Origin of the sequence: Cobetia sp. D5 (genome assembly GCF_035666195.1) — a bacterium.
Taxonomy (GTDB): domain Bacteria; phylum Pseudomonadota; class Gammaproteobacteria; order Pseudomonadales; family Halomonadaceae; genus Cobetia; species Cobetia amphilecti.
On record NZ_CP142020.1, the window covers coordinates 1,782,142 to 1,795,212 of the forward strand.

The window sequence follows — 13,071 nt, forward strand, 5'->3', positions numbered from 1 at the left end:
ACTGGTGATCTGGTAATGGTCTGGTGATCTGGTAATGGGCTGGTGATCTAGAAATAAAAAGGGGCGCTCATCAGCGCCCCTTTTTGTATGCGTTATCTAACGCCAAGGATCTTCACGCGCCATTTGTCGTCTTGAAGACCTTGTGACAGAAGACGTCGATGCGGCTGGTAGACTGCTGGCATGATGCTCCGTGACTGACTGTCTTCGATCCCGTGTCTTCAATTACGTGTCTTCGGTCGAGTATCTTCGATTGAGTGTCTTGGCGTGCCTGCCTCTGTGTTCCCTCTCGACATCACACCTCTGGAGAGCCCCATGCTCGAGTCGCTTCCTCTGGCCGATATTCGTGCCTTCGTCATGACGGCGGATCATGGCAGCTTCACCCGCGCCGCCGATCAGTTGGGCGTGTCGCGGTCGCAGGTCTCCAAACAGGTGACTGCGCTTGAACAGGCACTGGGCGTGTCGCTGATGCAGCGTTCGACACGCTCGTTGCGACTCACCGAGAGCGGTCATCTGCTGCATGCCCAGTGTCGCAGTGCGTTGGGTGACATCACCCAGATCGTGACGCTGGTACGTGAGGAGCGCAATGCCATGCGCGGGAGGCTGCGCATCAACAGCGTCGGCGGGCCGATCGGCGAGCGGCTGCTGGCACCCGCCGTGCATGCCTTCATGCAGACATGGCCGCAAGTGCAGGTGGAGCTGGATTTCAGCAGTCATCGCGTGAACCTGATTCGTGACGATTTCGATATCGCCCTGCGCATGGGCGCCCTCGAGGATGCCGATTTCATCGCGCGTCCGCTGATGACATTGCCCTACGTGGTGGTGGCCAGCCCCGACTATCTCGCTCGCCATGGCGCGCCGAACACGCCCGGCGAGCTGGTGGATCACCGCTGCCTGGTTGGCTCGGTCTCGCGCTGGTCCTTCACCACGCGCGGGGCAGAGTCTCGCGAGTTGCAGGTGGACGTGGGTGGCCAGCTTGAGTGCCGCAACGGGCATGTGCTGGTCAGTGGTGCCATCGCCGGCAATGGCATCATTCGCGTGCCCAGGCTCTACTGTGAATCAGCCATCGCGAGAGGAGAGCTGCAGGAGTTGCTGAGTGACTGGCAGCCGGCGGATGTGCCGTTGTCATTGATCTATCATCGTGAGCGCCATCGTCCGCTGCGCACGGTGCGCTTGATCGAGCATCTGCTGGAATGGTTCGCGAGATGATATGCGCGCGTCTCTGAGCGCGGTATGCGTCATTGCTGCAATACGAATAAGGTAAAGATTTGATGAAGGAAACATTGAGACACGTCATTATTATCGCCTAATATTCACCAGGTACTTTTTATCACGTGCTGTCTATCAAGTCCTTTTTAGCAAGCCCTTTTTAGCAAGTGCAGGGTCTTGGAAGAGCTGGTCTTCGAAGCGGATATGAAGGCCCGAGCTTGCGAGACGGATGTGAAACACAAATCTAAAAAACGAACGACAAATAGGCATTCGTCATTTTGGGCTGATGCGACCCTATCTGGTGCATCGATCATGCGCCCCCTGATGACTCACGACCCTTGATAGGCAGATTGAACAGGGAGCCCCCATGAAACATGCCCTGTGCGCGACGCGATTCGCGCCCGCCGGTGATGCCCCCTTGCCGGATTACCTCTTCAAGCCGCCGCCCGGGGCGAAGACGCTCGAACCCGGGGTCCTGGCCTTGGCGCGCCTCCTTCATCGTCATCATGGCGATACCCTGGCGCATTCCTGGCGGGTGGCGGGGCTGACGGTATTTCTCTACGCAAGGCTGTTGCCGTCCGGTCAGCGCAAGGTGCCACTGCATGATCTGCATAGCGCGGCCTTGCTGCATGATATCGGCAAGGTCGGGATCTCGACGGAGCTTCTGAATGCCCCGCGTGCGCTCAGTGATGAGGAACGCGTCACGATGCGCGATCATGCCAGTCACGGCGGGCGCCTGTTGTTTACGCTGCGCGGCCCCCTGAGAGCGCTGGCCAGCCTGGTGGCGATCACCCACCACGAGGGTTGGAATGGCCAAGGCTATCCTGCCGGGTCCACCGGGGGTGCCTTGCCACTGCATTGTCAGGTAGCCGCGATGATGGATGTCTTCGATGCCCTGGCCTCGCCGCGCGCCTACAAGCCGGGTTGGTCGTTGAAGCGTCTGGTCGGATTGTTCAGCGAGGAATCCGGCAAGCAGTTTGATCCTCGCCTGATTGCCCGCATGGCGCCGCTCTGGACATCGCTGCACGCCGAACATCGCCGTTTGTATGAGCAGACAAGCCGGGGATAAGGCGGCGATGTCCATTCACGAAATGACAAAGCCCCCTGCCGAGAGTCTCGGCAGGGGGCTTTGTTACATCAGTATTCGATAAAGGCGGTCAGCGTACCAGAAGTCGCATCAGCAGCAGCGCTCACGCTTGATGGCGGCCCAGTCGGTGGTGGGGTGCTGGCGGCCGTGGTTGCCAGCGTAAGCCGCGACCTTGGGCGACTCCCAGCCTGCGAGAACATCGCCTTCCAGTCGGTAGATCTCGACACCGAGCGGGTTGCAGGTCTCGAGCGGGTCACGCGCATCAGGGCCCCACAGGTCCACTGACAGATCGCCACCCGGGCAGCAGGACATCGCGCACAGCAGGTCCGTCTCGGCGAAGAACTCTAGGTAATCACCCTTGCGTGCCGGGCAGGCCTTCATGAAGTACTTGTCTTCATTGTTGAGGCCGGTGCACTGGAAGATGTTGAGCACATCGTGGATATCGAATTCGGTCAGGCCCCAGGGCTCCACTGCACGCACCAGGTTGGAGTGACAGTGGTGATCGAAGTCCTCGCCGGTCAGCAGGCGATTGACGTAGGGGTCGCAGCGCGTGCCCAGCAGGTCATGCACGCGACCGCCTTCTGCATCGACGCCATAGTCGGCGAGGGTGTCATCGATGATGGTCGCCATCGGGCGCAGGTAGGGCAGTGTGGACCACAGGCGATCATAGGTGCTGACATGCGCGCGCTGCAGCTGGCGGGTGCGAGACGCCCACATGCGCTCACGCGGGTTGTGCAGGTTCCACATGTTGAAATCGCCGACCTGTGAACCTTCGGTGATCTTGATGCGCAGCACGTGGCCCGCCGGCACTTCCCACGCCAGGCCATCGCGCAGCGGCACGGTATGGGTCGCGACCAGGGTGCGCTCGGCCTTGCCTTCGGTGAGGCTGTCGTAGAAGTCGCGATCGACGTCCAGAATCGAACCCTTGCTGGCTTGATAGGCGGCAGGTACATCACTCATGACAGGACTCCTCGTAAATCGAAATTGGATCTGATGACCAGGCCGGACTGCCTAGAATTCGCTGCCCGGCTGGGGGCTTTCGTGCACTGCCGGCAAGTGTGATGACCGGCAGTGGCGGTATCTGCAGGGCGCAGGGAGAAATTCTTGATCCCCCTGCGCGGGGTCATGCCTGTTCGCGGCGCCAGTGCTTCATCAGACGGTCGAAGCAGGCGCTGGCGGCAGGTTCTGCGTTCATGCGGCTGACGATGACGACGGCGATCAGGGCGAACAGGAAGCCGGGTACGACCTCGAACATGTCGAATATCTCCAGCGGGCCGCCGCTCAGCGGCTTCCAGATCGCGACGGTGAGGGCACCGACCAGCAGGCCGGCGATGGCGCCATTGCGGGTCATGCCACGCCAGAACAGTGACAGCAGGATGACGGGACCGAAGGCGGCGCCGAAGCCACCCCAGGCGTAGGACACCAGGCCGAGGATGCTGCTGTCACGCTCGCTGCCCATCACGGTGGCGAGCAGTGCGATGCCGATCACGCTGGCACGGCTCAGCCAGACCAGCTCCTTCTGCGTTGCCTTGGGGCGAATCAGGCCACGGTAGATGTCTTCGGCGATGGCGCTGGAGCAGACCAGCAGCTGGGAATCAACGGTGCTCATGATCGCGGCCAGGACACCGGCCAGAATGAAGCCTGCCACCCAGGGGTTGAGCATGATCTGGCTCAGGGAGATGAAGACACGCTCGCTGTCCGTGAGACCGCCACCCAGCTCACCGCCGAACCAGTAGTAACCCAGCACGCCCACTGATACCGCAGCCGCCATGGTGATGGCGGACCACAGCAGGGCGATACGCCGCGACACCTTGATATCTTCACGCTTGCGCACGGCCATGAAACGCACCACGACGTGTGGCTGGCCACAGTAGCCGATCGCCCAGCCGGCCAGCGACAGCATGCCCAGGAAGGTCACGCCTTCCATCAGGCCACCGATGGGGGCGACATCCTGCGCCGCTGCCGGGGCGGCTGCGCCATCGCCGAACAGCGCCACTGCCGTCATGGCAGCCACGGCACACAGCGAGGCGGCCATCATCAGGCCTTGGATGAGGTCGGTCCATGAGGCGGCGAGGAAGCCACCGAGGAAGGTATAGCCGACGATGACCAGCGCGCCCAACCACAGTGCGACGCGGTAATCGATGTCGAAGAGACCTTCGAACAGCACGGCACCACCGACCAGACCCGCCGAGACATAGAAGGTGAAGAACACCAGCATGACCACGGAAGACAGGGTACGCAGCACGCGTGAGCGGTCTTCGAAACGCGCTTCCAGATAATCCGGCACCGTCAGCGCATTGCCGGCCGCTTCGGTGAACACGCGCAGTCGCTCGGCGACCAGGGTCCAGTTCAGGTAGACGCCGACCAGGGTCCAGACCGCGATCCAGGCTTGCGAGAGGCCACCACTGAAGATGGCGCCGGGCAGGCCCATCAGGGCCCAGCCGCTGAGATCGGAAGCGCCGGCACTCAAGGCCGCGACGCTTGGCGGCAAGCCGCGTCCCCCGAGTATGTAATCCGACAGATTGTGGGTGATGCGATAGAAGTAGATGCCGATGCCCAGCATCAGCAGCAGATAGAGCCCGAACGACAGCAGGACAGGTAAGTTCATCCTAGGAGACCTCATGGTGACGCCGAGGCGTCTTGTTATTGTTCACCAGTGGTGTCGTGTTGCAGCAGGCTTGCGCGGAACAAGCAGCGGGGAGCTGGCAATATCACTGACACCTTCACTTTAGCCATGAGGTGGATTGCAGAAAACTGACCATTTTTCGTTTAACCTATGACTTCATATCATGAGTTGCCGTCACATGCTGGTTGACGCCTTTCTTCCATCAGGGCGCTGCTCGCAAGCACTCAGCCCAGCGCTTGGCACAGGCGCTCAGCACCCGGTTTCTGGCACCTGGCCAGGCCAGTCATCAAGGACATCCCATGCGACCCAGTCTGTCATCGCTCAATGCCTTCGAGGTCGTGTCACGCCTGGGAAGCATCACCGCGGCTGCGGATGAGCTCAACATCACCCAGTCGGCGGTGAGTCACCAGATACGCCGCCTGGAGGCCACGCTGGAGGTCAGTCTGCTGGAGCGGGCTGGACGCGGCGTGGTGCTGTCACACGCCGGACGCCGACTGGCCGATGGCCTGCAGGCCGGCTTTGCCAGAATCGAGCAGTCGGTGGCCGAATTCGAGGTCGACCCACAAGGGGTGCATCAGCGGCGCCAGCTGCGCGTCAGCTGTCTTCCCTCGGTGGCGGTGCGCTGGCTAATCCCGAGGCTCAACAGCTTTCGCGAGCAATGCCCCGATATCGCGGTCAGCCTGCAATATGCCGGCATCAGTGCGCGGGGATTGTTGCCGGAGGTCGATGTGATGATCACCTGGCAGGACGAACTCCCGGACAAGGCATCACAGGCGTTCCGCTTGTTCTCGGGGGCCACCCAGCCGGTGGCCAGTCCGCTGTATCTGGAGCATCACCGCCGCCCGACCCAGCCGGCAGACCTGTTGAAGCTGGAGCTGATCCACGACCAGTCGCGCCAACCCTGGCATGACTGGTTCAACAACTGCGGGCTGTATCCCTCCCAGCTCGACAAGGGCGATCTCTATCAGGACTTCAGTCTGCTGAGTGCTGCGGTGGTCGCGGGGCAGGGGGTCGCGCTGTGTCCGCCACGCCTGATCCGCAAGGAGCTTGAGGACGGCACCCTGGAATGCCTGTTCGAGATGGCCGCCAATCCCCAGCGTGCCTATTGGCTGTTCCATCACCCGCAGCCCGCCAGACATGTGCAGCAATTCTGCGACTGGATGCGCGCGGAGATCGCCGCCGAGGGAGAAGCGGCCGACAGCGGGGTCATCGTCAGCCGCCGCCAGCCCTGACGGCGGACATCTCGCTGCCAGTCAATGGCGCACACAACGCAAAAGCCCCGCTGGGATTCGGCGGGGCTTTCTTGTGCAAGTGCTCATATCATGACGGCCTGAGCCATCGCCCTTGGCCATGAGATGGCGGGATTCTCAGCCGTTGAGCACGCCCAGCCAGGCCCACAGGCCGAGCAGGGTGGCGATCAGCACCGGCGGCGTCAGCACCAGGCCGACCTTCATGTACTGCCCCCAGCTGATGTGATGGCCTTTCTGATCGAGCACATGCAGCCACAGCAGTGTGGCGAGACTGCCGATCGGGGTGAACTTGGGCCCCAGATCATTGCCGATCACGTTGGCGTAGACCATCAGCTCACGCGTCGCGTCACTGACCTGCTGCGTGGTGAGGTGGTCGATGGCCAGCGCGCCGATCAGCGTGGCAGGCATGTTGTTCATCACCGAGGCGGTGACGGCGGCCAGCACGCCGGTGCCGAGGGTGGCGACCAGCTCGCCCTGACTGGCAAGCCAGGCGAGGATGTCGCTGGCGTGATCGGTCAGGCCGGCATTGCCCAGCCCGTAGACCACCAGATACATGCCCACCGAGAACAGCACGATCTGCCACGGCGCGCCGCGCAGCACCGGGCCGAGTTCGATCACGGCATCACCGCTGCCCAGCCAGCGCCCGGCGATGGCCAGCAGAATCAGCGCGGCGCTGCCGGTGACGACGGCGAGCGGAATGCCCAGCGGCGCGGTCACGAAGTAGGACACCAGCAGCACCCCCAGCAGCGGGAAGGCTGCGCGGAATACCTGGCGGTCCTTGATGGCGCTCGATGGTGCCTCGAGCTTCTCCAGCGCGTAGTGCGAGGGCAGCTCCTTGCGGAACATCAGCCACAGCACGATCAGCGTGGCGGCCAGCGCGATCAGATCGACCGGCACCATCACGGCGGCGTAATGCGTGAAGGAGATGTCGAAGTAGTTGGCGCTGACGATGTTGACCAGATTCGAGATCACCAGCGGCAGGCTGGTGGAGTCGGCCACGAAGCCGGTGGCGATGATGAAGGCCAGCGAGGCCGCCGCCGAGAATTCCAGGCGCACCAGAATCGCGATCACGATCGGCGTCAGCAGCAGGGCGGCGCCATCATTGGCGAAGAAGGCCGCGATCACCGCGCCCAGCAGCACGATGAGCGGAAACAGCTTGCGTCCGTTGCCGCCGCCCCAGCGCGCGACATGCAGCGCGGCCCAGCTGAAGAAGCCCGCCTCATCGAGGATCAGCGAGATGATGATCAGCGCCACGAAGGTGAAGGTGGCGTCCCAGACGATATCCCAGACCACCAGCACATCCGGCAGATTGACCACGCCGCAGGCCAGCGCGACCACGGCGCCGCCGAGGGCGCTGGTGCCGATGCCCAGCCCGCGTGGCTGCCAGATCACCAGTGCCAGCGTGATGGCGAAGATTGCCAAGGCAAGCATGACGTCTCCTTGTCGAGGGTGAAGAGTAAGTGAGAAGCCGCGTGCGCGACCGCGGATTGCGTCAGATCGTGCTCTGGTTGACGCGACGGGAGACCTCTTCGGCGCTCTCGACACGCTCCGAGTAGCGCTCGGTCAGATAGGCGCTGCGGTCGCGGTTCATCCAGGTGAACTTCATCAGCTCTTCACAGACATCGACGATGCGCAGATACAGCGGCGACAGGCGCATGCGGCCATGCTCGTCGAATTCATTGAAGGCCTTGGGCACGGATGACTGGTTGGGGATGGTCAGCATGCGCATCCAGCGGCCCAGAATGCGCAGCTGGTTGACGCTGTTGAAGCTCTGGCTACCACCACTGACCTGCAGGATGGCCAGCGTTTTGCCCTGGGTGGGGCGCACGCCGCCCAGTGACAGGGGAATCCAGTCGATCTGCGCCTTCATGATCGAGGTCATCGCGCCGTGGCGCTCCGGGCTTGCCCACAGCATGCCCTCGGACCACTGGGCCAGCTCGCGCAGCTCCTGCACCTTGGGATGATCGGCCTCGCAGTCATCCGGCAATGGCAGGCCGGCTGGCGAGTAAAGGCGCACCTCGGCACCGAAGGCACGCAGCAGGCGCGCCGCTTCCTCGGCGGCGAAGCGTGAGAAGGAACGCTCACGCAGGGAGCCGTACAACACCAGAATGCGCGGCGCGTGACGCGGGGCATCCGGCCCGACCAAGCGATCGATCTCCAGCGGTCGCCAGTGCTCGGCATCGATATTGGGCAGGTCGGCGAGTGCCGCTTTCATCTCGTCGGTCATGAGTTCATTGGTCATGGTGTCGCCTGTGGGCAGGTGCGACGTGTCGGGAGTGTGTGCGTTCATGATTCAGGTCCTGGGGGCGTGGACGACGTCGCCGTCTTCCTTGGTGTATTGCGCGACCGGGTTGTCCAGCAGCTCCAGTACCGCCTCCGACGGGCGGCACAGACGCGTGGCCTGCGGCGTGACCACGATGGGGCGATTGATCAGGATCGGGTGGGCCATCATGGAGTCGATCAATGCCGCATCGCTCAAGGCCGGGTCATCCAGATTGAGCTCGTCATAGGGCGTGCCCTTGCGGCGCAGCAGCGGGCGCGGGCCACCTCCCATGGCGGCAATCAGGGATTCCAGCGTCTCGCGCGTCGGCGGCGTGACCAGATACTCGATCACCTCCGGTGTCTCGCCGGAGGCCTTGAGCATGGCCAGCACATTGCGTGACGTACCGCAGGCCGGGTTGTGATACATCGTGATCTTGCCGGAAGAACGGGCGGAATCAGTCATCGTTGCGAGGCTCCTGAGAAGCACAGGGGGTGGAAGAGGCGCTGCAGTCGGGCACGGTGAGCGAGGCCAGCAGTGGGTCGCAGACCACCGAGGAGCCCGCGCAGCAGTCACGTACCAGAAACTGCACGGTGGCGAGCATGTGCTCGAGATTGGCGCGGTAGATCAGTGAGCGGCCTTCGCGCTGGGAGTGGATCAGCCCCGCGCGGCTCAATACGCCCAGATGGGTCGAGAGCGTGTTGTGCGGCACCTCGAGACGCCGTGCGATCTCGCCGGCGGGCAGGCCTTGTGGCTCATGGCGGACCAGCAGGCGAAACGTGTCCAGACGCGTGGCCTGGGACAGCGCCGCGAAGGTGTCCAGTGTGGCCTGCGGGTCGGGCAGGCTGTCGGAGTCATTCATTTGATCTGTCCATATGTCGAGACTTGTCGAAATGACGATGGCGTGATGATAGATCAGCGTGCCGCAGATGGGAAGATGCACGAGACGATGCCGGGGGATGCATCCCGGTCAGGCATTTGCCCGGCAGTATTGGTAGCATGTGCGCCATTGATTACCGGACAAGGGAAGATGGCACGATGATGATGGTATTGCAGATTTTGGGCGGCTTCGTGCTGACCGCAGGGGTACTGCTGGCGGCAGTGCCGGAGCTGGTCAACCGCTTCAAGGGCCCGAACGACACGCCGCAGACAGTGCCGAAGGAGACCGGCGCGGCGATCTCGCGGCGCATTCGTTGGGGCTGGGTCATCGCGGTGGGGTATCTGTTGATGTATCCGCCGATCGGCCTGGGTGTGTTGCCGGTGCTGGTGACGCTCGCGGTGGCAGGTATCGCCGGCATCATGACGGCCCGTCTGATGGGGCTGATGCTGGATGGCATCGAGATGCGCCATCTGTTCCGCTTCGCCGCCGAGTCGCTGATTCTGGGCGGCCTGTGGACCTGGTTCGTCAAGCTGTCTGCCTGACGCCATTGCCGCGCACACTGTGCCGTCAGATCGCCATTTACTGCATTCCGGGAGTCCGTCCATGCCGCTCAATGCGTCTACGCAAGCCTTGTTGGCAGGGCTGGAGCGATCGCGCCCGGTACTGGTGACCGGCGCGACCGGCTATGTGGCGGGGCAGCTGATTCGTCGCTTGCTGGAAGAAGGCCTGACGGTGCATGCCGCCGTGCGCGATCCCGGCAATAGCGAACGTCTGGCGGCGCTCATGGCACTGTGCGAGCGCTTGCCGGGGGAGCTACGTGTCTTCGCCAGCGATCTGCTCAAACCGGGTTCCTACGCTCAGGCGATGGCAGGCTGTGGGGTGGTCTTTCATACCGCCTCGCCCTTCGTGGTCAGTGTCCTGGACCCTGAGCGCGATCTGGTGCGTCCGGCAGTGGAGGGCACGCGCAATGTGCTGGAAGAGGCCAATCGTCACGCCAGTGTCGAACGGGTGGTGCTGACCAGCAGCTGTGCCGCCATCTACAGCGACAATGCCGATGCGCTGGATACGCCGCGCGGCTGTTTCGACGAGAGTGTCTGGAACACCACGGCATCGCTTGAGCATCAGGCCTATTCCCATTCCAAGACGCTGGCGGAACAGGCCGCCTGGCAGATCGCCGAGCAGCAGTCGCGCTGGCGGCTGGTGGTGATCAACCCCTCGCTGGTGCTCGGCCCCGCGATCAGCGATGACACGCGCGGCGAATCCTTCAGCCTGATGACCCAGCTATGCGATGGCACGCTCAGGATAGGCGCGCCGGATTACGGCATGGGCGTGGTGGATGTGCGGGATGTGGCCGAGGCGCATCTGGCGGCAGGATTTCTGCCCACGGCCAATGGGCGTCATCTGGTCTCCGGGCACTCCTCAAGCTTCATCGAACTGGGACGCCTGTTGCGTCGTCACGCCGGCCCGCAGTACGCGATTCCCACTCGCCAGTTGCCCAAATGGCTGGTGTGGCTGGCGGGTCCGCTGGCCAACAAGGCAGTGACCCGCAAGGTCGTCGCGCGCAACGTGGGCCATCCCTTCGTCTTCGACAATACCCGCAGCCGCGAGCAGCTGGGTCTGATCTACCGGCCCCTCGAGGCGACGCTGCACGACATGTTCGATCAACTGGAGGCCAGCGGCCGCCTGTCGTGATTCCCACTCGCTGACTTGTCCGCGACGCTGCGGCTTGCGCAGCTCTTCTGTATTTCACTCCCTCAGCGCCTCAGTCCCTCAGCGCCGCCGCAGCGGCTCCAGCAACGCATTCAACCCGTTGTGATCAATCTCGTGCATCAGCGCGAGCAGGCGACCGATCTCGCCCTGCGGAAACCCCTTGCGCGCAAACCAGCCCAGATAATCCCCGGGCAGGTCGGCAATCAGGCGTCCGGCATACTTGCCATAGGGCATCTGGCGGGTCGTCAGTTTCTGCAGGTCTTCAGGGCTCATCCTTTGACTCTCATTCGGTTTCGGTAGGGGGATGCTCTCAGTTGGCGGTGCCATTCTGGCATAGCTGAGTTGCGGTGGTTGGGTTTTGCCACACTATCGCCATGTCTCCTGTAACCCCATAGCACGGAGAGACTCATGCCTCGCGATTACCAGAACCTGGAGCAGCTACCTCTCGCCGGTGAATGGCGTGCCGGACGAGCCGGCAAGACGCTCGAGGTGGTGGACCCCTTCGATCAGAGCTCTCTGCTCTCTATTTCCATGGCCAACGCCGAGGATCTCGACGCCAGCTATCGCAAGGCGCGCGATGTTCAGCCTGACTGGGCCCAGACGCCGGCAAGCGAGCGCGCGGGCGTGATGCACAAGGTGGTGGAACTGATGGATGAGCGACGCGAGGAGCTGCTCGGCTGGTTGATTCGTGAGTCCGGCAGTACCCGCATCAAGGCGCAGGCGGAGCTGGCCGCGGCTCGCGCGATCACGCTGGAATCTGCCGCGATGGCCAACCGCGTGGCCGGGATGGCGATGGAGGCTCAGGTGCCGGGCAAGGAGAGCCGTGTCTTTCGCAAGCCGCTGGGTGTTATCGGTATCATCAGCCCGTGGAATTTCCCGCTGCATCTGACCCAGCGTTCCCTGGCACCGGCACTGGCGCTTGGCAACAGCGTCGTCATCAAGCCGGCGAGTGACACGCCGCTGACGGGTGGCCTGCTGCTGGCCAGATTGTTCGAGGAGGCGGGCCTGCCTGCCGGCGTCTTGAGCGTGGTGGTCGGTTCCGGCAGCGAGATCGGCGATGCCTTCGTGGATCACGAAGTGCCGAGGCTGATCTCCTTCACCGGTTCCACCCAGGTAGGCAAGGGCATCGGCAAGCGCGCCGTCGGTGGTGATCACCTCAAGCATGTTGCCCTGGAACTGGGTGGTAACAGCCCCTTCGTGGTGCTCGATGATGCGGATATCGATCAAGCCGTGAGTGCAGCCTTGATGGGCAAGTTCCTCCATCAGGGGCAGATCTGCATGGCCATCAATCGCATCATCGTCGATGAGTCGGTCCATGATGACTTCGTGGCACGCTTCGTAGGTCGCGCCCGTGCGCTCAAGATGGGCAATCCCGCAGGTGATGACACCGTCATAGGCCCTATCATCAATGCCAAACAGCGTGACGGGTTGCTCGAGATGATCGAGACAGCCAAGGCCGAGGGTGCCAAGGTGATGCTGGAGGGTGAGACACAAGGCCAGCTGGTGCCGCCGCATGTGTTCATCGATGTCACCAATGACATGAGTCTGGCCCGCAACGAGATATTCGGGCCCTTGGTCGGCATCCAGAAGGCCCGTGATGAAGCGCACGCGCTGGAACTTGCCAATGGCACCGAATATGGCCTCTCGGCATCCGTCTTCACCGCAGATATCGCGCGTGGCGAGCGTTTCGCGCGTCAGGTCGAGTCTGGCATGGTGCACGTCAATGACATGCCGGTGAACGATGATCCGCGCGCACCCTTCGGTGGCGAGAAGAACTCCGGCCTGGGGCGCTTCAATGGCGACTGGGTGCTCGAGGAGTTCACCACCGATCAGTGGGTCAGCGTGCAGGTCGAACCTCGTCAGTACCCGTTCTGATCTCTCTGATCTGTAGTTGACGCATGACAAGCAGCGCCCCGCTCAGCCTGATGCCTGAGCGGGGCGCTTTTGATGGTGGGTAATGCTGACGCGTCGTGATGGGCGGAGCAGGCAACAAGGCCAGCTGAGTGTGATACCCGGGGCATCCCTGTCGAGAGGACAGGGGGGCAAGCTGTG

The 13,071-nt window shown here is 62.9% G+C and carries 13 protein-coding genes; 6 read left to right on the top strand and 7 right to left on the bottom strand.

From position 1 onward, the window contains the following. Positions 1-312: 312 nt before the first annotated feature. Together U0O11_RS07550 and U0O11_RS07555 are read left to right on the top strand one after the other, a co-directional pair. Entirely contained in the window at positions 313-1,206 is an 894-nt protein-coding gene (locus U0O11_RS07550; protein WP_153635655.1) for a LysR family transcriptional regulator, read from the top strand. A gap of 367 nt (positions 1,207-1,573) precedes the next feature. Then, on the top strand, positions 1,574-2,275 hold the full coding sequence (locus U0O11_RS07555) for an HD-GYP domain-containing protein (protein ID WP_054556024.1): 702 nt from the start codon (positions 1,574-1,576) through the stop codon (positions 2,273-2,275). A gap of 108 nt (positions 2,276-2,383) precedes the next feature. Here U0O11_RS07555 and U0O11_RS07560 read toward each other — a convergent pair whose 3' ends face one another. After that, the gene (locus U0O11_RS07560) at positions 2,384-3,253 is read right to left on the bottom strand and encodes an urea carboxylase-associated family protein (RefSeq protein ID WP_054556025.1); all 870 of its coding nucleotides are present in this window, start codon (positions 3,251-3,253) and stop codon (positions 2,384-2,386) included. A gap of 163 nt (positions 3,254-3,416) precedes the next feature. Further along, entirely contained in the window at positions 3,417-4,901 is a 1,485-nt protein-coding gene (putP, locus tag U0O11_RS07565) for a sodium/proline symporter PutP (protein WP_153635656.1), read from the bottom strand. A gap of 317 nt (positions 4,902-5,218) precedes the next feature. On the opposite strand from putP, the gene U0O11_RS07570 reads away from it, so the two are divergent. Continuing rightward, complete coding sequence (locus U0O11_RS07570; RefSeq protein ID WP_192838180.1) at positions 5,219-6,151, top strand: LysR substrate-binding domain-containing protein; 933 nt, start codon at positions 5,219-5,221, stop codon at positions 6,149-6,151. 135 nt (positions 6,152-6,286) lie between these two features. Here U0O11_RS07570 and U0O11_RS07575 read toward each other — a convergent pair whose 3' ends face one another. The 4 genes from U0O11_RS07575 to U0O11_RS07590 all read right to left on the bottom strand — a co-directional run bounded on the left by U0O11_RS07575 (position 6,287) and on the right by U0O11_RS07590 (position 9,291). Next, positions 6,287-7,600 carry an arsenic transporter gene (locus U0O11_RS07575; RefSeq protein ID WP_153635658.1) on the bottom strand — a complete coding sequence of 438 codons (1,314 nt, stop codon included), beginning with the start codon at positions 7,598-7,600 and terminating at the stop codon, positions 6,287-6,289. A 61-nt stretch (positions 7,601-7,661) separates the two neighbouring features. Continuing rightward, positions 7,662-8,411 (bottom strand): arsenical resistance protein ArsH, encoded by a 750-nt coding sequence (gene arsH / locus U0O11_RS07580; RefSeq protein WP_242007779.1) that lies wholly within the window; start codon positions 8,409-8,411, stop codon positions 7,662-7,664. Between the two features lie 51 nt (positions 8,412-8,462). Next, on the bottom strand, positions 8,463-8,894 hold the full coding sequence (arsC, locus tag U0O11_RS07585; protein WP_153635659.1) for an arsenate reductase (glutaredoxin): 432 nt from the start codon (positions 8,892-8,894) through the stop codon (positions 8,463-8,465). Next, positions 8,887-9,291, bottom strand: coding sequence for an ArsR/SmtB family transcription factor (locus U0O11_RS07590; protein ID WP_052384434.1), 405 nt, complete (start codon positions 9,289-9,291; stop codon positions 8,887-8,889). Before U0O11_RS07590 ends, arsC begins: the two co-directional genes overlap by 8 nt. A gap of 176 nt (positions 9,292-9,467) precedes the next feature. Here U0O11_RS07590 and U0O11_RS07595 point away from each other — a divergent pair, with 176 nt between their 5' ends. Continuing rightward, positions 9,468-9,851 (top strand): hypothetical protein, encoded by a 384-nt coding sequence (locus tag U0O11_RS07595; RefSeq protein ID WP_043332759.1) that lies wholly within the window; start codon positions 9,468-9,470, stop codon positions 9,849-9,851. A gap of 61 nt (positions 9,852-9,912) precedes the next feature. Next, a complete protein-coding gene (locus U0O11_RS07600) occupies positions 9,913-11,001 on the top strand; it encodes an NAD-dependent epimerase/dehydratase family protein (protein ID WP_153635660.1) in 1,089 nt (362 codons plus the stop codon). A 78-nt stretch (positions 11,002-11,079) separates the two neighbouring features. Here U0O11_RS07600 and U0O11_RS07605 read toward each other — a convergent pair whose 3' ends face one another. After that, positions 11,080-11,292, bottom strand: coding sequence for a DUF3820 family protein (locus tag U0O11_RS07605; protein ID WP_052384432.1), 213 nt, complete (start codon positions 11,290-11,292; stop codon positions 11,080-11,082). Between the two features lie 135 nt (positions 11,293-11,427). Between U0O11_RS07605 and U0O11_RS07610 the strand changes: the two genes are divergently transcribed. Beyond that, a complete protein-coding gene (locus U0O11_RS07610) occupies positions 11,428-12,894 on the top strand; it encodes an aldehyde dehydrogenase family protein (protein ID WP_153635662.1) in 1,467 nt (488 codons plus the stop codon). Positions 12,895-13,071 lie beyond the last annotated feature (177 nt).

Bases quoted from the DNA above. Each gene is read 5' to 3' on its own strand.
- arsH (WP_242007779.1), bottom strand. From the start codon at position 8,411: ATGACCAATGAACTCATGACCGACGAGATGAAAGCGGCACTCGCCGAC.
- putP (WP_153635656.1), bottom strand. From the start codon at position 4,901: ATGAACTTACCTGTCCTGCTGTCGTTCGGGCTCTATCTGCTGCTGATG.
- U0O11_RS07605 (WP_052384432.1), bottom strand. From the start codon at position 11,292: ATGAGCCCTGAAGACCTGCAGAAACTGACGACCCGCCAGATGCCCTAT.
- U0O11_RS07610 (WP_153635662.1), top strand. From the start codon at position 11,428: ATGCCTCGCGATTACCAGAACCTGGAGCAGCTACCTCTCGCCGGTGAA.
- U0O11_RS07600 (WP_153635660.1), top strand. From the start codon at position 9,913: ATGCCGCTCAATGCGTCTACGCAAGCCTTGTTGGCAGGGCTGGAGCGA.
- U0O11_RS07550 (WP_153635655.1), top strand. From the start codon at position 313: ATGCTCGAGTCGCTTCCTCTGGCCGATATTCGTGCCTTCGTCATGACG.
- U0O11_RS07570 (WP_192838180.1), top strand. From the start codon at position 5,219: ATGCGACCCAGTCTGTCATCGCTCAATGCCTTCGAGGTCGTGTCACGC.
- U0O11_RS07555 (WP_054556024.1), top strand. From the start codon at position 1,574: ATGAAACATGCCCTGTGCGCGACGCGATTCGCGCCCGCCGGTGATGCC.
- arsC (WP_153635659.1), bottom strand. From the start codon at position 8,894: ATGACTGATTCCGCCCGTTCTTCCGGCAAGATCACGATGTATCACAAC.
- U0O11_RS07575 (WP_153635658.1), bottom strand. From the start codon at position 7,600: ATGCTTGCCTTGGCAATCTTCGCCATCACGCTGGCACTGGTGATCTGG.
- U0O11_RS07595 (WP_043332759.1), top strand. From the start codon at position 9,468: ATGATGATGGTATTGCAGATTTTGGGCGGCTTCGTGCTGACCGCAGGG.
- U0O11_RS07590 (WP_052384434.1), bottom strand. From the start codon at position 9,291: ATGAATGACTCCGACAGCCTGCCCGACCCGCAGGCCACACTGGACACC.
- U0O11_RS07560 (WP_054556025.1), bottom strand. From the start codon at position 3,253: ATGAGTGATGTACCTGCCGCCTATCAAGCCAGCAAGGGTTCGATTCTG.